Origin of the sequence: Pseudomonas sp. MWU16-30317, assembly GCF_020515695.1 — a bacterium.
Classification (GTDB): Bacteria; Pseudomonadota; Gammaproteobacteria; order Pseudomonadales; family Pseudomonadaceae; genus Aquipseudomonas.
This window is the reverse complement of the sequence record NZ_JAIWJA010000018.1, coordinates 25219-44880: the sequence shown is the minus strand read 5'-3', so window position 1 is coordinate 44880 and position 19662 is coordinate 25219. Positions and strand designations below refer to the sequence as shown.

The 19662-nt window shown below is 56.5% G+C and carries 15 protein-coding genes and 4 tRNA genes; all 19 read left to right on the top strand.

All coding sequences use genetic code 11. From position 1 onward, the window contains the following. Positions 1-309: 309 nt before the first annotated feature. The 19 genes from birA to tuf all read left to right on the top strand — a co-directional run bounded on the left by birA (position 310) and on the right by tuf (position 19600). A complete protein-coding gene (birA, locus tag LIX93_RS29230) occupies positions 310-1269 on the top strand; it encodes a bifunctional biotin--[acetyl-CoA-carboxylase] ligase/biotin operon repressor BirA (protein ID WP_226507490.1) in 960 nt (319 codons plus the stop codon). Then, positions 1259-2008: a pantothenate kinase gene (locus LIX93_RS29225; protein ID WP_226507489.1), complete on the top strand. Its 750-nt coding sequence runs from the start codon at positions 1259-1261 to the stop codon at positions 2006-2008. Before birA ends, LIX93_RS29225 begins: the two co-directional genes overlap by 11 nt. Before the next feature lie 7 nt (positions 2009-2015). Continuing rightward, the gene (locus tag LIX93_RS29220; protein WP_226507488.1) at positions 2016-2465 is read left to right on the top strand and encodes a hypothetical protein; all 450 of its coding nucleotides are present in this window, start codon (positions 2016-2018) and stop codon (positions 2463-2465) included. Positions 2466-2609: 144 nt separating this feature from the next. Then, positions 2610-2694, top strand: a tRNA-Tyr gene (locus tag LIX93_RS29215). A 24-nt stretch (positions 2695-2718) separates the two neighbouring features. After that, positions 2719-2792, top strand: a tRNA-Gly gene (locus tag LIX93_RS29210). 26 nt (positions 2793-2818) lie between these two features. Next, positions 2819-2894, top strand: a tRNA-Thr gene (locus tag LIX93_RS29205). Positions 2895-3085: 191 nt separating this feature from the next. Next, positions 3086-3161: transfer RNA gene (locus tag LIX93_RS29200), tRNA-Trp, on the top strand. A 45-nt stretch (positions 3162-3206) separates the two neighbouring features. Then, positions 3207-3575: a preprotein translocase subunit SecE gene (secE, locus tag LIX93_RS29195; protein ID WP_226507487.1), complete on the top strand. Its 369-nt coding sequence runs from the start codon at positions 3207-3209 to the stop codon at positions 3573-3575. A 9-nt stretch (positions 3576-3584) separates the two neighbouring features. Continuing rightward, complete coding sequence (nusG, locus tag LIX93_RS29190; RefSeq protein WP_003186097.1) at positions 3585-4118, top strand: transcription termination/antitermination protein NusG; 534 nt, start codon at positions 3585-3587, stop codon at positions 4116-4118. Between the two features lie 115 nt (positions 4119-4233). After that, positions 4234-4665, top strand: coding sequence for a 50S ribosomal protein L11 (gene rplK, locus LIX93_RS29185; protein WP_226507486.1), 432 nt, complete (start codon positions 4234-4236; stop codon positions 4663-4665). Then, positions 4665-5360, top strand: a complete 696-nt coding sequence (gene rplA, locus LIX93_RS29180) for a 50S ribosomal protein L1 (RefSeq protein ID WP_226507485.1) — start codon at positions 4665-4667, stop codon at positions 5358-5360. Before rplK ends, rplA begins: the two co-directional genes overlap by 1 nt. Before the next feature lie 202 nt (positions 5361-5562). Next, positions 5563-6063 carry a 50S ribosomal protein L10 gene (gene rplJ / locus LIX93_RS29175; protein WP_226507484.1) on the top strand — a complete coding sequence of 167 codons (501 nt, stop codon included), beginning with the start codon at positions 5563-5565 and terminating at the stop codon, positions 6061-6063. 78 nt (positions 6064-6141) lie between these two features. Then, positions 6142-6504, top strand: a complete 363-nt coding sequence (gene rplL, locus LIX93_RS29170) for a 50S ribosomal protein L7/L12 (RefSeq protein ID WP_226507483.1) — start codon at positions 6142-6144, stop codon at positions 6502-6504. Positions 6505-6720: 216 nt separating this feature from the next. Next, positions 6721-10794, top strand: a complete 4074-nt coding sequence (gene rpoB / locus LIX93_RS29165) for a DNA-directed RNA polymerase subunit beta (RefSeq protein WP_226507482.1) — start codon at positions 6721-6723, stop codon at positions 10792-10794. A 68-nt stretch (positions 10795-10862) separates the two neighbouring features. Next, entirely contained in the window at positions 10863-15062 is a 4200-nt protein-coding gene (rpoC, locus tag LIX93_RS29160; RefSeq protein ID WP_226507481.1) for a DNA-directed RNA polymerase subunit beta', read from the top strand. Between the two features lie 216 nt (positions 15063-15278). After that, a complete protein-coding gene (rpsL, locus tag LIX93_RS29155) occupies positions 15279-15650 on the top strand; it encodes a 30S ribosomal protein S12 (protein ID WP_002555494.1) in 372 nt (123 codons plus the stop codon). Positions 15651-15769: 119 nt separating this feature from the next. Beyond that, positions 15770-16240, top strand: coding sequence for a 30S ribosomal protein S7 (gene rpsG / locus LIX93_RS29150; RefSeq protein ID WP_002555493.1), 471 nt, complete (start codon positions 15770-15772; stop codon positions 16238-16240). Positions 16241-16270: 30 nt separating this feature from the next. After that, on the top strand, positions 16271-18376 hold the full coding sequence (fusA, locus tag LIX93_RS29145) for an elongation factor G (RefSeq protein WP_226507480.1): 2106 nt from the start codon (positions 16271-16273) through the stop codon (positions 18374-18376). 30 nt (positions 18377-18406) lie between these two features. After that, complete coding sequence (tuf, locus tag LIX93_RS29140) at positions 18407-19600, top strand: elongation factor Tu (RefSeq protein WP_226507479.1); 1194 nt, start codon at positions 18407-18409, stop codon at positions 19598-19600. Positions 19601-19662: the final 62 nt, after the last annotated feature.

The following is a 19662-nucleotide window of genomic DNA, read 5'->3' as shown; positions in this document are numbered from 1 at the left end:
TCGCCGATGGTAGTGTGGGGTTTCCCCATGTGAGAGTAGGTCATCGTCAAGATTAAATTCCGAAACCCCCATCTGCGAAGGCAGGTGGGGGTTTTGTCTTTGTGGTGCCTGGCAAAGTCAAAGTCAAGATCAAGAGCTTCGCGGGCAAGCCTTGCTCCCACAGTATGCGCGGCACCTGCGTCACGCAACTGTGGGGTAGGCCCTGCCCGCGAAGCTTCAGTTCAGTTACCGCACACTTTGTCTGCGGTTTTCTATGCAACTGTCATGTGCATGGCTATCATGCCTGCCTCATTGTGAGGCGAGATTGGCATGCTGACGTTGTTGAAACTCCTCAAGGATGGTCGATTCCATTCCGGGCAAGCGCTAGGGGCCACCCTGGGGGTGAGCCGTAGCGCCATATGGAAACAGCTGCAGCAATTGGAAGCTGAGTTCGGCGTATCGATCCACAAGGTGCGCGGCCGCGGCTATCAGCTTGCCAGTCCTCTTTCGTTCCTCGACGCTGAGGCTATTGTCGCTGCGACGACGGATGATCGCTGGCAGGTGCATGTACACGACAGCATCGACTCCACCAACGCCGAAGCCCTGCGCATGATCGAGGCAGGTGCGCATGCGCCCTTCCTGGTAACGGCAGAGCGGCAAACGGCGGGGAGAGGTCGGCGTGGCCGCAAATGGATCAGTCCGTTTGCACAGAACCTCTATTACAGTCTGGTCTTGCGTATCGATGGTGGCATGCGCCAGATCGAGGGGCTGAGTCTGGTGGTCGGTCTCGCCGTGATGCATGCCTTGCGTGAGTCAGGTGTATCCACCGCAGGGCTTAAATGGCCAAATGATGTTCTGGTCGGGCGACAGAAGATTGCCGGGATCCTGCTAGAGCTGGTGGGCGACCCTGCCGATGTCTGTCATGTGGTGATCGGGGTGGGTATCAACGTCAACATGCAGGCGAGTCATGAGGTCGATCAGCAATGGACCTCCATGCAGCTGCAGACAGGCAAGGCGGTCGACAGAAACACCCTGGCAGCATCCCTCAACAACAACCTGCGACCGCTGCTTGCACGCCATCGTAGCGGTGGCTTCAATGCGCTCAAAGGGGAGTGGGAGCAATATCACTTGTGGCAGGGTAAGGCGGCGTCTCTCGTTGCGGGAAGTACCATCATAGAAGGTACAGTCCTGGGAGTGGATGCCCAAGGCGCGCTACGCTTGAAAGTGGGCAACGAAGAAAAGATCTACAGCGGTGGCGAGCTAAGCCTGAGGTTGCGTGATGATTCTTGAGCTCGACTGCGGTAACAGCTTTATCAAGTGGCGTATCACCCGAATCAGCGGTGCGCAGGTAGTCGCAGGCGGTGTGGTAGGGTCCGATCAAGACCTGCTTGATGCTGTAGCTGCGGTCCAAGGGGGGGCCTTGGCGCATTGCCGGCTGGTCAGCGTCCGTACCGAGGAAGAGACCGCGAAGCTCGTCGAAGCCATTGCTCGCGGTTTCGCCGTGCAAGCGGTGTGCGCTGTGCCCGCCAAGGAGCTGGCCGGCGTTCGCAACGGCTATGAAGAGTACCAGCGCCTGGGGCTCGATCGCTGGCTGGCGGTGCTGGGGGCGTTTCATCTGGCGCAGTCCGCGTGTGTGGTCATTGACTTGGGAACTGCCGCAACCTCTGATTTCGTGACTGCGGCCGGCGAGCACCTGGGCGGTTTCATCTGCCCTGGAATGCCGTTGATGCGCGGTCAGCTCCGTACCCATACTCGGCGCATTCGCTATGACGATCTGTCCGCGGAAAAGGCGGTGAGCGAGATGTCGCCCGGAAGAAATACTGTCGAAGCTGTAGAGCGTGGATGCACCCTGATGCTGCGTGGCTTCGTGCTGACCCAGGTCGAGCAGGCTCGTTCGCAACTGGGGGAAGATGTCCGCGTCTTCCTCACCGGTGGCGACGCCGAGTTGGTGCGCGAAGTGGCGCCCACCGCGCAGGTTGTGCCTGACCTTGTATTCATCGGCCTGGCCATGGCCTGTCCTTTGCCGTGAGGTGACTATGCGCTGGTTGTTCCTGCTGTTATTGGTACTGAATGTGTTTTATGCCGGGTGGCATCAGCAGGAGGCGCTCCAACAGCCTGTCGAGATCCGCGCATTGTCCTTGTACAAAGGTAACCAGCAGGACATTCGCCTCCTCAGCGAGACCGATCGAGGCGCGCCGGCTCCGACACAAGCACTGGCTCCTGTTCCGGGCGCACGAGATTGCCTTTATGTAGGCGGCTACCCGCAACTCGAAGCCTTGTTGCCTCTTGAGCAGCGTTTGGCTCAGATGGGCGTGAAGGCGCAGGCGCAAGTGATAAATGGCGATCAGGGCGCCGTGCACTGGCTGCGAATTGATGCGCAAAGCCAGCGTTTGCTGGATGAATCGGCTCTGAGCGGGCTCTCTCGCGAATTCAATAACTCAAAACATCAAATAATGCCGTGTGAAGGCATTGCAACCGCCGAATAGTTTGCATAGAATGGCGCCCGCTTCACAGGGATAGCGTCTAGTACGAGCCTTGTGAAAGCACTGTCGGAATCGCTAACCTCAAGATTTAATTGAGAAAAAGCTTGACAGGGTGGTGGCAAGAGTTGAAAATGCCGCCACGAAATAGGAGGGGTTCCCGAGCGGCCAAAGGGATCAGACTGTAAATCTGACGTCTACGACTTCGAAGGTTCGAATCCTTCTCCCTCCACCATTTTTAGCGAGAGTAGCAAATCTCGCGGGTATAGTTTAGTGGTAGAACCTCAGCCTTCCAAGCTGATGATGCGGGTTCGATTCCCGCTACCCGCTCCATGTTTGCTGCTAATGCACAGTGTTTTGCTCTTGTAGCTCAGTTGGTAGAGCACACCCTTGGTAAGGGTGAGGTCAGCGGTTCAAATCCGCTCAAGAGCTCCATTTTACAAGGCGGATATGTAAATATCCGCCTTTGTTTTAATGGTTGGGTTGTCTCTGTGGATAGAGATGATCCCCGTTTCGAGGTTCGTGGTTGCTGTTGGTCTTGCTGACGGTGGTTGTACGCGAAGGTTGTCGAAAGCAGTTGTAAAGCGTTCTTCAGGCCTGCATAATGGTCGGCCTGATTTTGTTTTAGGTCAGTAGCTCAATTGGCAGAGCGACGGTCTCCAAAACCGTAGGTTGGGGGTTCGATTCCCTCCTGACCTGCCAGATTCACTCAACGTGTCTGGCTTTCTTTTCACAGGATCCTCCTAGATGACTCCCAAGGCTGAAGCCCAAGACTCTCGCTTCGATCTGCTCAAGTGGCTTGTTGTGGTCGCTTTGGTGGTGGTAGGTGTTGTCGGAAATCAGTATTTCTCCGCATCGCCAATCCTGTATCGCGTTCTGGCTCTGATCGTCATTGCTGCTGTTGCTGCCTTCACGGCCTTGCAAACAGCTAAAGGCAAGTCGTTCTTTGTCCTGGCGAAGGAAGCTCGCGGCGAGATTCGTAAAGTCGTTTGGCCTACCCGCCAAGAGACTACGCAGACCACACTGATTGTAGTGGCGGTCGTTCTGGTCATGGCTTTGCTGTTGTGGGGGCTAGATTCCCTGCTCGGCTGGCTTGTTTCCCTGATTGTAGGCTAAGGGTGTCCCGTGGCTAAGCGTTGGTACGTTGTGCATGCTTACTCGGGTTACGAGAAGCATGTTATGCGCTCTTTGGTAGAGCGTGTAAAGCTGGCTGGCATGGAAGACGGCTTTGGCGAAATTCTGGTCCCCACTGAAGAAGTGGTGGAAATGCGTAATGGCCAGAAGCGCAAAAGCGAGCGCAAGTTCTTCCCAGGTTACGTGCTGGTGCAGATGGATATGAACGAGGGTACTTGGCACTTGGTCAAGGATACTCCTCGGGTGATGGGTTTCATCGGCGGTACTGCGGATAAGCCTGCACCGATCACTGACAAGGAAGCAGAAGCTATCCTTCGTCGCGTTGCCGATGGCAGCGACAAGCCGAAGCCCAAGACGCTGTTCGAGCCGGGTGAAGTGGTCCGTGTCACCGATGGTCCGTTCGCTGATTTCAACGGCACTGTCGAAGAAGTTAACTACGAAAAGAGCCGGATCCAAGTGGCGGTGCTCATTTTCGGTCGCTCTACTCCGGTAGAGCTCGAGTTCAGTCAGGTCGAAAAGGTCTGATTGGAAACGGATCCCATGCCCCGCAGGCGTAAGCTGCGGGGTTTTGTCGTCTCTGGGATAAAACGCAAGCAACTGGGGAGCCGCAAGGCGCCTGTACCCAATAGTGGAGTAGCTCATGGCTAAGAAAATCACGGCTTACATCAAGCTGCAAGTAAAGGCCGGCCAGGCCAACCCAAGCCCGCCCGTCGGCCCGGCTCTGGGTCAACATGGCGTGAACATCATGGAGTTCTGCAAGGCCTTCAACGCCCGTACCCTGGGTCAAGAAGCCGGCCTGCCGACCCCAGTGATCATCACTGTCTACAGCGACCGTAGCTTTACCTTTGAAACCAAAAGCACCCCTGCTTCGGTTCTGTTGAAGAAAGCAGCTGGCCTGACCAGCGGTTCTGCACGTCCGAACACCGTTAAAGTTGGCACCGTCACCCGTGCTCAGCTGGAAGATATCGCCAACGCTAAAAAGGCTGATCTGACTGCTGCTGACCTGGATGCTGCCGTGCGTACTATCGCCGGTTCTGCTCGCAGCATGGGCCTCAACGTGGAGGGTGTGTAATGGCTAAGCTGACTAAGCGCCAAAAAGCTATTGCTTCCAAAATCGAAGCTGGCAAGTTCTACAACTTCGAAGAAGCCGCCGGCCTGCTGGCTGAGCTGTCGACCGTCAAGTTCAGCGAGTCTTTCGACATCGCCGTGAACCTGGGCGTTGACCCGCGTAAATCCGACCAGGTCGTTCGTAGCGCTACTGTGCTGCCACACGGCACTGGCAAGACCGTACGCGTTGCTGTTTTCACCCAGGGCCCAGCTGCTGAAGCAGCTCTGGCTGCCGGCGCCGATCGCGTTGGCATGGACGACCTGGCTGCCGAAATGAAAGGCGGCGACCTGAACTACGACGTCGTTATCGCCTCCCCGGACGCGATGCGTGTTGTAGGTCAACTGGGTCAGATCCTCGGTCCACGTGGCCTGATGCCTAACCCTAAAGTCGGCACCGTAACCCCAGACGTCGCCACCGCGGTCAAGAACGCGAAGGCTGGTCAGGTTCGTTATCGCACCGACAAGAACGGCATCATCCACACTTCCGTTGGCAAAGTCGGTTTCGACGCCGTCAAGCTGAAGGAAAACGTTGAAGCCCTGATCGCTGATCTGAAGCGTATCAAGCCAGCTTCTTCGAAAGGTATCTATGTCAAGCGCGTTACCCTGAGCACCACTATGGGCCCAGGTCTGGTTATCGATCAGAGCTCGCTGACTGCGTAACACTGCTTGTCGGGGCGGGTTACCGCCCTGGCAACATGAAAGATTGGGGTCCCTGCCTGGCGGGGGCTATCCAAGACCGTAGGCGACGCGAGTCTTAAAACACAAGCCTACGCAGATGGTGCTCCCGGTTCCTTACCGAATCAGACACCAAAACGACATCCGGCCTCGGCCAGATGAAACGGTAACAAGCAGGAGTTAACCCGTGGCAATTTATCTCGAAGACAAGAAGGCCATCGTCGCTGAAGTCAACGAGGCTGCCAAAGTCGCTCTGTCCGCTGTTGTGGCTGATGCCCGTGGCGTTACAGTAGGCGCAATGACCGGACTCCGTAAAGAGGCTCGTGAAGCTGGCGTTTACGTACGTGTTGTACGTAACACCCTGCTCAAGCGCGCTGTTGCCGACACTCAATACAGTGTCCTCAACGACGTGTTCACCGGCCCGACCTTGATCGCTTTCTCCAACGAACATCCTGGCGCTGCTGCCCGTCTGTTCAAGGAATTCGCGAAAGGTCAGGACAAGTTCGAGATCAAGGCAGCTGCGTTCGAGGGCAAGTTCCTCGCAGCAAACGAAATCGACGTACTGGCAACACTGCCGACCCGTAACGAAGCTATTTCTCAGCTGATGAGCGTGATTCAAGGCGCTACCAGCAAGTTGGCTCGTACTCTGGCCGCAGTTCGCGAGCAAAAAGAAGCTGCCGCAGCCTAAGGCTGAGCAGTCTCCCTCGCGTATTTTTGTTTATTTAGATGGCCCCATAGGCCGTCCCCCAATTCAGGAATTACAGCAATGTCTATCTCCCAAGACGATATCCTCAACGCCGTAGCTGAAATGTCGGTTCTGCAGGTTGTTGAGCTGATCAAAGCTTTCGAAGAAAAATTCGGCGTTAGCGCCGCTGCTGCTTCGGCCGGCCCAGCTGCTGCTGCCGCTGTCGTTGAAGAGCAAACCGAATTCAACGTTAAACTGGTTGAGTCGGGCGAGAAGAAAGTAAACGTCATCAAAGCTGTACGTGAAATCACCGGTCTGGGCCTGAAAGAAGCCAAGGCTGTCGTTGATGACCTGGGCATGGTCAAAGAAGGCGCTTCGAAAGAAGAAGCCGACAAGATCAAGGCTGCTCTGGAAGAAGCAGGCGCCAAAGTCGAAGTCAAGTAACTCGACCTTGCGTCTCCAGCCCGAGCGTCAAGCGAAAGGCTGATGGCTGGTGGCTCATGCCACCGGCCTTTTTCCGTTACTGCCAGCCGACTGGGTCGGTGTCGGTAACGCGCTGTAACCACCTCGAGGGGTGGGCAAACCATGGGGTTTGCAAGATTTTCTGGCTGCTCCGTCGGGAGGGGCCAAACAAGCAGGTGACCAAGCTGGGGAACGCTGATGGCTTACTCATACACTGAGAAAAAACGTATCCGCAAGGACTTTAGCAAGTTGCCGGACGTCATGGATGTGCCTTACCTCCTGGCCATCCAGCTGGATTCGTATCGTGAATTCTTGCAGGCGGGAGCGAACAAGGATCAGTTCCGCGACGTGGGCCTGCATGCGGCCTTCAAATCTGTTTTCCCGATCATCAGCTACTCCGGCAACGCCGCCTTGGAGTACGTTGGCTATCGTCTGGGCGAACCGGCCTTTGATGTCAAAGAATGTGTCCTGCGCGGCGTGACCTTTGCGGTCCCGTTGCGAGTAAAAGTGCGCCTGATCATTTTCGACAAAGAATCGTCGAACAAAGCGATCAAGGACATCAAAGAGCAAGAAGTCTACATGGGCGAAATCCCATTGATGACTGAGAACGGTACCTTCGTAATCAACGGTACCGAGCGTGTGATTGTTTCCCAGCTGCACCGTTCCCCTGGCGTGTTCTTCGACCACGACCGTGGCAAGACGCACAGCTCGGGCAAGCTGCTGTACTCCGCTCGCATCATTCCTTACCGCGGTTCGTGGCTGGACTTCGAGTTCGATCCGAAAGACTGTGTATTCGTCCGGATCGACCGTCGTCGCAAGCTGCCTGCCTCGGTACTGTTGCGCGCGTTGGGCTACACCACTGAAGAAGTCCTGGACTCCTTCTACACCACCAACGTATTCCACGTAGAGGGCGAAACCCTCAACCTGGAGCTGGTGCCTCAGCGCCTGCGTGGTGAAATCGCTGCTCTGGATATCCTCGATACCGCTGGCAAGGTCATCGTCGAGGCTGGCCGTCGGATCACGGCTCGCCACATCAACCAGATCGAAAAAGCCAACATCAAGACGCTGGCCGTGCCTATTGACTACGTTCTTGGCCGCACTACTGCCAAGGCGATCGTGCACCCGGCTACCGGCGAAATCCTGGCTGAATGCAACACCGAACTGACCACCGACATCCTGGCGAAAGTCGTCAAGGGCCAGGTCGTGCGCATCGAAACGTTGTACACCAACGACATCGACTGCGGTCCGTTCATCTCCGATACCCTGAAGATCGACTCCACCAGCAATCAGCTGGAAGCCCTGGTCGAAATCTATCGGATGATGCGTCCTGGCGAGCCACCTACCAAGGATGCTGCCGAGACCCTGTTCAACAACCTGTTCTTCAGCCCTGAGCGCTACGATCTGTCCGCTGTAGGCCGCATGAAGTTCAACCGTCGTATCGGTCGTACCGAGATCGAAGGTTCGGGCGTGCTGAGCAAGGACGATATCGTTGCCGTACTGAAGACTCTGGTCGACATCCGCAACGGTAAAGGTATCGTCGATGACATCGACCACCTCGGTAACCGTCGCGTACGTTGCGTTGGCGAAATGGCCGAGAACCAGTTCCGTGTTGGCCTGGTGCGCGTAGAGCGTGCGGTCAAGGAACGTCTGTCGATGGCCGAAAGCGAAGGCCTGATGCCTCAGGACCTGATCAACGCCAAGCCAGTCGCGGCCGCGGTCAAGGAGTTCTTCGGTTCCAGCCAGCTCTCGCAGTTCATGGACCAGAACAACCCGCTGTCCGAGATCACCCACAAGCGCCGTGTCTCTGCACTCGGCCCTGGTGGTCTGACCCGAGAGCGTGCAGGCTTCGAAGTTCGTGACGTACACCCGACGCACTACGGTCGTGTTTGCCCGATCGAAACGCCGGAAGGTCCGAACATCGGTCTGATCAACTCCCTGGCTGCCTATGCTCGCACCAACCAGTACGGTTTCCTAGAGAGCCCGTACCGTGTGGTGAAAGACGGTCTGGTCACCGACGAGATCGTGTTCCTGTCTGCCATCGAAGAAGCTGATCACGTGATCGCTCAGGCTTCGGCCACGATGAACGACAAGAAAATGCTGATCGACGAGCTGGTAGCCGTTCGTCACCTGAACGAGTTCACCGTCAAGGCGCCGGAAGACGTCACCTTGATGGACGTCTCGCCGAAGCAGGTTGTTTCGGTCGCCGCGTCGCTGATCCCGTTCCTCGAGCACGATGACGCCAACCGTGCGTTGATGGGTTCGAACATGCAGCGTCAAGCTGTACCTACCCTGCGTGCCGACAAGCCGCTGGTCGGTACCGGCATGGAGCGTAACGTAGCCCGTGACTCCGGCGTTTGCGTCGTGGCTCGTCGTGGTGGCGTGATCGACTCCGTCGATGCCAGCCGTATCGTGGTACGTGTCAACGATGACGAAGTTGAAACTGGCGAAGCCGGTGTCGACATCTACAACCTGACCAAGTACACCCGCTCCAACCAGAACACCTGCATCAACCAGCGTCCGTTGGTTCGCAAGGGTGATCAGGTAGAGCGCAGCGACATCATGGCCGATGGTCCGTCCACCGACATGGGCGAGTTGGCACTGGGTCAGAACATGCGCATCGCGTTCATGGCCTGGAACGGTTACAACTTCGAAGACTCCATCTGCCTGTCCGAGCGTGTGGTTCAGGAAGACCGCTTCACCACGATCCACATCCAGGAACTGACCTGTGTGGCGCGTGATACCAAGCTGGGGCCAGAGGAAATCACTGCCGACATCCCGAATGTGGGTGAAGCGGCGCTGAACAAGCTGGACGAAGCCGGTATCGTTTACGTAGGTGCCGAAGTCGGCGCCGGCGACATTCTGGTCGGCAAGGTCACTCCGAAAGGCGAGACCCAACTGACTCCGGAAGAAAAACTGCTGCGTGCGATCTTCGGCGAGAAGGCAAGCGACGTCAAAGACACCTCTCTGCGTGTGCCTACTGGCACCAAAGGTACTGTCATCGATGTACAGGTCTTCACCCGTGATGGTGTCGAGCGTGATGCCCGTGCGCTGTCGATTGAAAAATCGCAGCTGGACGAAATCCGCAAGGACCTCAACGAAGAGTTCCGCATTGTCGAAGGTGCAACCTTCGAACGTCTGCGTTCGGCTCTGGTAGGTCAGATCGTCGAAGGTGGTGCCGGCCTGAAGAAAGGTCTGGAAATCACCAACGAAGTTCTCGACGGTCTCGAGCATGGCCAGTGGTTCAAACTGCGCATGGCTGAAGACGCGCTGAACGAGCAACTCGAGAAGGCTCAAGCCTACATCGTTGACCGTCGCCGTCTGCTGGACGACAAGTTCGAAGACAAGAAGCGCAAGCTGCAACAGGGCGATGACCTGGCGCCGGGCGTGCTGAAGATCGTCAAGGTCTACCTTGCCATTCGTCGTCGTATCCAGCCGGGCGACAAGATGGCCGGTCGTCACGGTAACAAAGGTGTAGTCTCGGTGATCATGCCGGTCGAAGACATGCCGCACGACGAATACGGTACTCCGGTCGACGTCGTCTTGAACCCGTTGGGCGTACCTTCGCGTATGAACGTCGGTCAGATCCTTGAAACCCACCTGGGCCTCGCGGCCAAAGGCCTGGGCGAGAAGATCAACCGCATGCTCGAAGAGCAGCGCAAAGTGATCGAGCTGCGCAAGTTCCTCACCGAGATCTACAACGAGATCGGTGGCCGTCAAGAAAACCTGGAAAGCTTCAGCGACCAGGAAATTCTCGACCTGGCGAAGAACCTGCGTGCCGGCGTACCGATGGCCACTCCGGTGTTCGACGGTGCCAAGGAAAGCGAAATCAAGGCCATGCTGAAACTGGCAGACCTGCCGGAAAGCGGCCAGATGCAGCTGTTCGACGGCCGTACCGGCAACAAGTTCGAGCGTCATGTCACCGTTGGCTACATGTACATGCTGAAACTGAACCACTTGGTGGACGACAAGATGCACGCGCGTTCCACTGGTTCTTACAGCCTGGTTACCCAGCAGCCGCTGGGTGGTAAGGCTCAGTTCGGTGGTCAGCGTTTCGGGGAGATGGAGGTCTGGGCGCTGGAAGCATACGGCGCCGCCTACACTCTGCAGGAAATGCTCACAGTGAAGTCGGACGATGTGAACGGTCGTACCAAGATGTACAAGAACATCGTGGACGGCGATCACCGTATGGAGCCGGGCATGCCCGAGTCCTTCAACGTGTTGATCAAAGAGATTCGTTCTCTCGGTATCGATATCGATCTGGAAACCGAATAACACGCGACGCGAATCGAGAGCGGTGCTGAATCATCAGCCCGCTCTCTGCTCCGCCAGGAGGAAAGGCCTTGAAAGACCTACTGAATTTGCTGAAAAACCAGGGTCAAGTCGAAGAGTTCGATGCTATCCGTATCGGGTTGGCATCGCCTGAGATGATCCGTTCGTGGTCGTTCGGTGAAGTTAAAAAGCCGGAAACCATCAACTACCGTACGTTCAAACCAGAACGTGACGGCTTGTTCTGCGCCAAGATCTTTGGCCCAGTCAAGGACTACGAGTGCCTGTGCGGCAAGTACAAGCGCCTCAAGCACCGTGGCGTTATCTGCGAGAAGTGCGGCGTTGAAGTTGCACTGGCCAAGGTCCGTCGCGAGCGTATGGCTCACATCGAGCTGGCCTCGCCGGTTGCTCACATCTGGTTCCTGAAGTCGCTGCCATCCCGTATCGGCCTGCTGATGGACATGACCCTGCGTGATATCGAGCGCGTTCTCTACTTCGAGAGCTATGTCGTTATCGACCCGGGCATGACCACCCTTGAAAAAGGCCAGCTGCTGAACGACGAGCAGTACTTCGAAGCCCTCGAAGAGTTCGGTGACGACTTTGACGCCCGCATGGGTGCCGAAGCTGTCCGCGAACTGCTGCACGCTATCGATCTGGAACACGAGATTGGCCGTCTGCGTGAAGAAATTCCGCAAACCAACTCCGAAACCAAGATCAAGAAGCTGTCCAAACGCCTCAAGTTGATGGAAGCCTTCCAGGGTTCCGGCAACCTGCCTGAGTGGATGGTGTTGACCGTTCTGCCGGTTCTGCCGCCAGATCTGCGTCCACTGGTTCCACTGGATGGCGGTCGTTTCGCGACTTCCGACCTCAACGATCTGTATCGTCGAGTGATCAACCGTAACAACCGTCTGAAGCGTCTGCTGGACCTCTCGGCCCCTGACATCATCGTGCGCAACGAAAAGCGCATGCTGCAGGAAGCGGTCGATGCCCTGCTCGACAACGGTCGCCGCGGTCGTGCCATTACCGGTTCGAACAAGCGTCCTCTGAAATCCCTGGCTGACATGATCAAGGGTAAGCAGGGTCGTTTCCGTCAGAACTTGCTCGGCAAGCGCGTTGACTACTCGGGTCGTTCGGTAATTACCGTAGGCCCGACCCTGCGCCTGCATCAGTGCGGTCTGCCGAAGAAGATGGCTCTGGAACTGTTCAAGCCGTTCATCTTCGGCAAGCTTGAAGTGCGTGGCCTGGCCACCACGATCAAAGCCGCCAAGAAGATGGTCGAGCGCGAGCTGCCGGAAGTGTGGGACGTTCTTGCTGAAGTCATTCGCGAACACCCCGTACTGCTCAACCGTGCACCGACCCTTCACCGTCTGGGTATCCAGGCGTTTGAACCGGTACTGATCGAAGGCAAGGCTATCCAACTGCACCCTCTGGTCTGCGCTGCGTACAACGCCGACTTCGACGGCGACCAGATGGCGGTTCACGTACCGCTGACCCTGGAAGCCCAGCTCGAAGCGCGTGCGCTGATGATGTCGACCAACAACATCCTGTCGCCAGCTAACGGTGAGCCAATCATCGTTCCGTCGCAGGACGTTGTACTGGGTCTGTACTACATGACCCGTGAAGCGATCAACGCCAAGGGCGAAGGCCGCGTGTTTGCAGACCTGCAGGAAGTCGACCGCGTATTCCGCGCCGGCGAAGCAGCGCTGCACGCCAAGATCAAGGTCCGCATCAACGAAACGGTCAACGACCGTGACGGCGGTAGCGTGAGCGGTACTCGTATCGTCGACACCACTGTTGGCCGTGCGCTGCTGTTCCAGGTTGTGCCTAAGGGTCTGTCGTACGACGTCGTCAACTTGCCGATGAAGAAAAAGGCCATCTCCAAGCTGATCAACCAGTGCTACCGCGTGGTTGGTCTGAAAGAGACCGTTATCTTCGCTGACCAGTTGATGTACACCGGTTTTGCCTACTCGACGATTTCGGGTGTTTCCATCGGCGTTAACGACTTCGTTATCCCGGATGAGAAAGCGCGCATCATCAGTGCTGCAACCGACGAAGTGAAAGAGATCGAAAGCCAGTACGCATCGGGCCTGGTTACCCAGGGCGAGAAGTACAACAAGGTGATCGACCTTTGGTCCAAGGCCAACGATGAAGTGTCCAAGGCGATGATGTCGAACCTCTCGAAAGAGAAGGTCATCGACCGCCATGGCAACGAAGTTGACCAGGAATCCTTCAACTCGATGTACATGATGGCTGACTCCGGTGCCCGTGGTTCGGCCGCTCAGATTCGTCAGTTGGCGGGTATGCGTGGTCTGATGGCGAAGCCGGACGGCTCGATCATCGAGACGCCGATCACCGCGAACTTCCGTGAAGGTCTGAGCGTACTGCAGTACTTCATCTCGACTCACGGTGCTCGTAAGGGTCTCGCGGATACCGCGTTGAAAACTGCTAACTCCGGTTACCTGACTCGCCGTCTGGTAGACGTCGCACAAGACTTGGTCGTGACCGAAGTCGACTGCGGCACCGAGCATGGCTTGCTGATGACGCCGCACATTGAAGGCGGTGACGTTGTAGAGCCGCTGGGTGAGCGTGTACTGGGTCGTGTGATCGCCCGTGACGTGTTCAAGCCGGGTACCGATGATGTCATCGTTCCTGCTGGCACCCTGGTCGACGAGAAGTGGGTTGAATTCATCGAGCTGAACAGCATCGACGAAGTCATCGTACGTTCGCCGATCAGCTGCGAAACCCGTTATGGCATCTGCGCCAAGTGCTACGGCCGTGATCTGGCGCGTGGTCACCAGGTGAACATCGGTGAAGCGGTCGGCGTTATCGCTGCCCAGTCCATCGGTGAGCCGGGTACCCAGCTGACCATGCGTACGTTCCACATCGGTGGTGCGGCAAGCCGGACCTCCGCTGCCGACAGCGTTCAGGTGAAGAATGGCGGTACCGTCCGTCTGCACAACCTGAAACACGTCGAGCGTCTGGATGGCAACCTGGTTGCTGTGTCGCGTTCCGGTGAGTTGGCGATTGCCGATGAGTTCGGTCGCGAGCGCGAGCGCTACAAGCTGCCGTACGGCGCTGTGATTTCGGTGAAGGAAGGCGACAAGGTCGACGCTGGCGCAATCGTGGCCAAGTGGGATCCGCACACTCACCCAATCGTTACCGAGATGAAAGGTACCGTGACCTACGTGGGCATGGAAGAAGGCATCACGATCAAGCGTCAGACAGACGAATTGACCGGCCTGACCAACATCGAAGTACTCGACGCCAAAGACCGTCCTGCTGCCGGCAAAGAAATTCGCCCAGCGGTCAAGATGGTTGGTGTGGATGGCAAGGATCTGCTGCTGCCAGGTACCGACGTACCGGCTCAGTACTTCCTGCCAGCCAACGCCCTCGTCGGTGTGGCGGATGGTGTGCAAGTGGGTGTCGGTGACGTTATTGCCCGTATCCCGCAGGAAACTTCGAAGACTCGCGACATCACCGGTGGTCTGCCGCGTGTTGCCGACTTGTTCGAAGCGCGTCGTCCGAAAGAAGCTTCGATTCTGGCTGAAGTCAGCGGCACCATCGCGTTCGGTAAAGAGACCAAGGGCAAGCGCCGTCTGGTCATTACCCCGAACGACGGTACCGATCCGTACGAAGAGCTGATTCCGAAGTGGCGTCACCTGAACGTCTTCGAAGGCGAGCAAGTGAACCGCGGCGAAGTCATCTCCGACGGTCCTAGCGATCCGCACGACATCCTGCGTCTGCTGGGTGTGAGCGCGCTCGCCAAGTACATCGTCAACGAGATCCAGGACGTTTACCGTCTGCAAGGCGTTAAGATCAACGATAAGCACATCGAGACCATTCTGCGTCAGATGCTGCGTAAAGTTGAGATTGCCGAGTCGGGCGATTCGACCTTCATCAAGGGCGACCAGATGGAGCTCACCCACGTACTGGGCGAGAACGAGCGTCTGGCTGGCGACGAGAAATTCGTCTCCAAATACACTCGTGTATTGCTCGGTATTACCAAGGCGTCGTTGTCGACCGAATCGTTCATCTCGGCGGCCTCCTTCCAGGAGACCACCCGCGTACTGACCGAGGCGGCTGTGACCGGCAAGCGTGATTACCTGCGCGGCCTGAAAGAAAACGTTGTCGTGGGTCGTTTGATCCCGGCAGGTACCGGCCTGGCGTACCACAGCGAGCGCAAGCGCCGCCGTGAAGCCGACAAGCCGTTGCGCGTAAGCGCCAGTGAAGTGGAAGCTGCACTGACCGAAGCGCTGAACTCTAGCGGTAACTGAGTCGGCGGTAGTACAAGCGCGGCCCTGGTGACCTCGATCGGCAAGCTCTGACATCTTTTGTTGGGGTCTGTCGGACGAGGAAGCCGGGGCCTTGCCTTGACTGGGGACGAGATCCTCTTTAGACTCTTGTACCCCTAAATCTGGCGGGACGTGTGTCCTGCCATTTTGCTTTTCTTGTAAGACAATAGCGTCGCAAGACAACAGTGGAGCTAGTAGATGGCAACTATCAACCAGCTGGTACGTCAGCCGCGTAAGCGTATCGTCGAGAAATCCGACGTACCTGCGCTGCAGAACTGCCCGCAACGTCGTGGCGTGTGCACCCGTGTGTACACCACCACGCCGAAAAAACCTAACTCGGCATTGCGTAAAGTATGCCGTGTGCGCCTGACCAACGGTTTCGAGGTTTCCTCGTACATCGGCGGTGAAGGCCACAACCTGCAGGAACACAGCGTCGTACTGATTCGTGGCGGCCGTGTAAAAGACTTGCCAGGTGTTCGTTACCACACCGTTCGCGGCTCCCTGGATACTTCCGGCGTCAAAGGTCGTAACCAAGGTCGTTCGAAGTACGGTACCAAGAAGCCTAAGTAGTAGCGGCTTTTTGCAAAAAACTGATGTATCTATTTTTCTGAGTCGATAAGAGTAAGGTCGGAGGCGTGCCCAAGGGCACCGATTCCGAGCGAACCTGAAGACCGTTTGAGGGCTTATCCATGCCAAGAAGACGCGTAGCAGCCAAGCGCGAAGTGCTTGACGATCCAAAATACGGAAGCCAGATCCTGGCCAAGTTCATGAACCACGTGATGGAAAGCGGCAAGAAAGCCGTTGCCGAGCGTATCGTTTATGGCGCGCTGGAGAAGGTTAAAGAACGCAAGAACAGCGATCCCCTGGAAATCTTCGAGAAAGCTCTCGACGCCATCGCTCCGCTGGTCGAAGTAAAGTCGCGCCGTGTAGGCGGTGCCACTTACCAGGTTCCGGTCGAAGTTCGCCCGTCCCGTCGTAACGCTCTGGCAATGCGCTGGTTGGTAGACTTCGCACGCAAGCGCGGCGAAAAGTCTATGGCTCTGCGTTTGGCTGGTGAGCTGTTGGATGCTGCTGAAGGCAAAGGTGCTGCTGTTAAGAAGCGTGAAGACGTGCACCGTATGGCAGAAGCTAACAAGGCTTTCTCGCACTACCGCTTCTAATTTTAGCTTCACTAATTTTGCGAGGGCTTTATGGCTCGTACTACTCCGATTAGCCGCTACCGTAACATTGGTATCGTTGCTCACGTGGATGCTGGTAAAACCACCACCACCGAGCGCGTCCTTTTTTACACCGGCAAAAGCCACAAAATGGGCGAGGTGCATGACGGCGCCGCGACCACAGACTGGATGGTTCAGGAGCAGGAGCGTGGTATTACCATTACTTCTGCTGCTATTACCGCCTTCTGGCAGGGTTCCGAGAAGCAACACAAGGACCAGTACCGCTTCAACGTCATCGATACTCCGGGCCACGTAGACTTCACCATTGAAGTTGAGCGTTCCCTGCGGGTACTCGACGGCGCTGTCGTTGTGTTCTGCGGTACCTCGGGTGTTGAGCCTCAGTCGGAAACCGTATGGCGTCAAGCCAACAAATACGGTGTTCCACGTCTTGTTTACGTCAACAAGATGGACCGTGCCGGTGCAAACTTCCTGCGCGTTATCGGTCAGATCAAACAGCGTCTGGGTCACACTCCGGTGCCGATTCAGTTGGCCATCGGTGCAGAAGACAATTTCCAGGGTCAGATCGATCTGATCAACATGGAAGCTGTCTACTGGAACGACTCCGACAAAGGTATGGTTCCTGTTCGCAAGGCCATCCCTGCCGAGCTGCAAGAGCTTGCTGAAGAGTGGCGCAACAACATGGTAGAGGCTGCTGCCGAAGCCAACGAAGAACTGATGAACAAGTACCTCGAAGGTGAAGAACTCACCAACGACGAAATCAAGGCCGCTCTGCGTCAGCGTACCATCGCTGGTGAGATCGTCTTGGCTGTTTGCGGTTCGTCGTTCAAGAACAAGGGTGTTCCCCTGGTTCTCGATGCTGTGATCGACTTCCTGCCTGCTCCAACCGACATTCCTGCTATCAAGGGTTCCAACCCTGATAACGAGGAAGAAGAGATGGAGCGTCACGCAGACGACAGCGAGCCGTTCTCGGCCCTGGCGTTCAAGATCGCTACCGACCCATTCGTGGGTACCTTGACCTTCGTCCGCGTTTACTCGGGCGTGTTGGCCTCTGGCGACGGCGTGATCAACTCGGTCAAAGGCAAGAAAGAGCGCGTGGGTCGTATGGTGCAAATGCACGCAAACGCTCGCGAAGAGATCAAGGAAGTACGCGCTGGTGACATCGCGGCCCTGATCGGCATGAAGGACGTCACCACTGGTGAGACCTTGTGCGACGCTGCCAAGCCAATCATCCTGGTTCGCATGGACTTCCCGGAGCCGGTTATTTCGGTTGCCGTAGAGCCCAAGACCAAGGATGACCAGGAAAAAATGGGTATCGCTCTGGGCAAACTCGCTCAGGAAGATCCATCTTTCCGCGTCAAGACTGATGAAGAGACTGGTCAAACGATCATCTCCGGCATGGGCGAGCTTCACTTGGACATCCTGGTTGACCGGATGCGCCGTGAGTTCAACGTCGAAGCCAACATCGGTAAGCCTCAGGTTTCCTATCGTGAGCGCATCACGAAGAACTGCGAAATCGAAGGCAAATTCGTTCGTCAATCCGGCGGTCGTGGCCAGTTCGGCCATTGCTGGATCCGTTTTGCCCCTGCTGATGAAGGTCAGGAAGGTCTGCAATTCGTGAACGAAGTAGTGGGCGGTGTTGTTCCTAAGGAATACATCCCGGCTATCCAGAAGGGTATCGAAGAGCAGATGAAGAACGGTGTTGTTGCCGGCTATCCGCTCATCGGCTTGAAGGCGACCGTTTTTGACGGTTCTTACCACGACGTCGACTCCAACGAGATGGCGTTCAAGGTAGCTGCCTCCATGGCAACCAAGCAGCTGGCCCAGAAGGGCGGTGGTGAGCTGCTTGAGCCTATCATGGCGGTAGAAGTCGTTACGCCTGAAGACTACATGGGTGACGTGATGGGCGACCTCAACCGTCGTCGCGGCATGATCTTGGGTATGGAAGATACGGTTTCCGGCAAAGTGATTCGTGCCGAGGTTCCGTTGGGTGAGATGTTCGGTTATGCGACCGACGTTCGCTCCATGTCTCAGGGTCGCGCAAGCTACTCTATGGAATTCAAAAAATACAACACAGCTCCGGCGCATATCGCTGAAACTGTATCCAAAAAACAAGGCTGATTCAGTCCTTTAGGCTAGGAGTTAATTGTCGTGGCTAAAGAAAAATTTGATCGTTCCCTTCCGCACGTCAACGTTGGCACCATCGGTCACGTCGACCACGGTAAAACCACGCTGACTGCTGCACTGACTCGCGTTTGCTCCGAAGTTTTCGGTTCCGCAATCGTTGACTTCGACAAGATCGACAGCGCACCAGAAGAGAAAGCTCGCGGTATCACCATCAACACCGCACACGTTGAATACAACTCGGCGATCCGTCACTACGCTCACGTTGACTGCCCAGGTCACGCTGACTATGTGAAGAACATGATCACCGGTGCTGCTCAGATGGACGGCGCTATCCTGGTTTGCTCGGCCGCTGATGGTCCGATGCCTCAAACCCGTGAGCACATCCTGCTGTCCCGTCAGGTTGGCGTTCCGTACATCGTGGTCTTCCTGAACAAGGCTGACCTGGTAGACGACGCTGAGCTGCTGGAACTGGTCGAGATGGAAGTTCGTGACCTGCTGTCCACCTACGACTTCCCAGGCGACGACACTCCGATCATCATCGGTTCTGCTCGTATGGCTCTGGAAGGCAAAGACGAGAACGAGATGGGCACCACTGCCGTCAAGAAACTGGTTGAGACTCTGGACAGCTACATCCCAGATCCAGTTCGCGTTATCGACAAGCCGTTCCTGATGCCAATCGAAGACGTATTCTCGATCTCCGGTCGCGGTACTGTTGTTACCGGTCGTATCGAGCGCGGTATCGTCAAGGTTCAAGATCCACTGGAAATCGTTGGTCTGCGTGACACTACCGTCACCACCTGCACCGGTGTTGAAATGTTCCGTAAGCTGCTCGACGAAGGTCGTGCTGGCGAGAACTGCGGCGTGCTGCTGCGCGGCACCAAGCGTGACGACGTTGAGCGTGGCCAGGTTCTGGTCAAGCCAGGTTCGGTCAAGCCACACACTACCTTCGAAGCCGAAGTGTACGTGTTGAGCAAAGAAGAAGGCGGTCGCCACACTCCGTTCTTCAAAGGCTACCGTCCACAGTTCTACTTCCGGACCACTGACGTGACCGGTAACTGCGAGCTGCCGGAAGGCGTTGAAATGGTAATGCCAGGCGACAACATCAAAATGGTTGTCACCCTGATCAAGACCATCGCAATGGAAGACGGTCTGCGTTTCGCTATCCGTGAAGGCGGTCGTACCGTCGGCGCTGGCGTCGTAGCCAAAATCATCGCGTAATTTTGCGAAGATTTGAAAGAGCCCCCGCTTAGCGGGGGCTTTTTTATTGAGTTGACACCAGG

Bases quoted from the DNA above. Each gene is read 5' to 3' on its own strand.
- rplA (WP_226507485.1), top strand. From the start codon at position 4,665: ATGGCTAAGCTGACTAAGCGCCAAAAAGCTATTGCTTCCAAAATCGAA.
- rpsL (WP_002555494.1), top strand. From the start codon at position 15,279: ATGGCAACTATCAACCAGCTGGTACGTCAGCCGCGTAAGCGTATCGTC.
- birA (WP_226507490.1), top strand. From the start codon at position 310: ATGCTGACGTTGTTGAAACTCCTCAAGGATGGTCGATTCCATTCCGGG.
- rplL (WP_226507483.1), top strand. From the start codon at position 6,142: ATGTCTATCTCCCAAGACGATATCCTCAACGCCGTAGCTGAAATGTCG.
- LIX93_RS29225 (WP_226507489.1), top strand. From the start codon at position 1,259: ATGATTCTTGAGCTCGACTGCGGTAACAGCTTTATCAAGTGGCGTATC.
- fusA (WP_226507480.1), top strand. From the start codon at position 16,271: ATGGCTCGTACTACTCCGATTAGCCGCTACCGTAACATTGGTATCGTT.
- rpoB (WP_226507482.1), top strand. From the start codon at position 6,721: ATGGCTTACTCATACACTGAGAAAAAACGTATCCGCAAGGACTTTAGC.
- LIX93_RS29220 (WP_226507488.1), top strand. From the start codon at position 2,016: ATGCGCTGGTTGTTCCTGCTGTTATTGGTACTGAATGTGTTTTATGCC.
- rplK (WP_226507486.1), top strand. From the start codon at position 4,234: ATGGCTAAGAAAATCACGGCTTACATCAAGCTGCAAGTAAAGGCCGGC.
- rpsG (WP_002555493.1), top strand. From the start codon at position 15,770: ATGCCAAGAAGACGCGTAGCAGCCAAGCGCGAAGTGCTTGACGATCCA.
- secE (WP_226507487.1), top strand. From the start codon at position 3,207: ATGACTCCCAAGGCTGAAGCCCAAGACTCTCGCTTCGATCTGCTCAAG.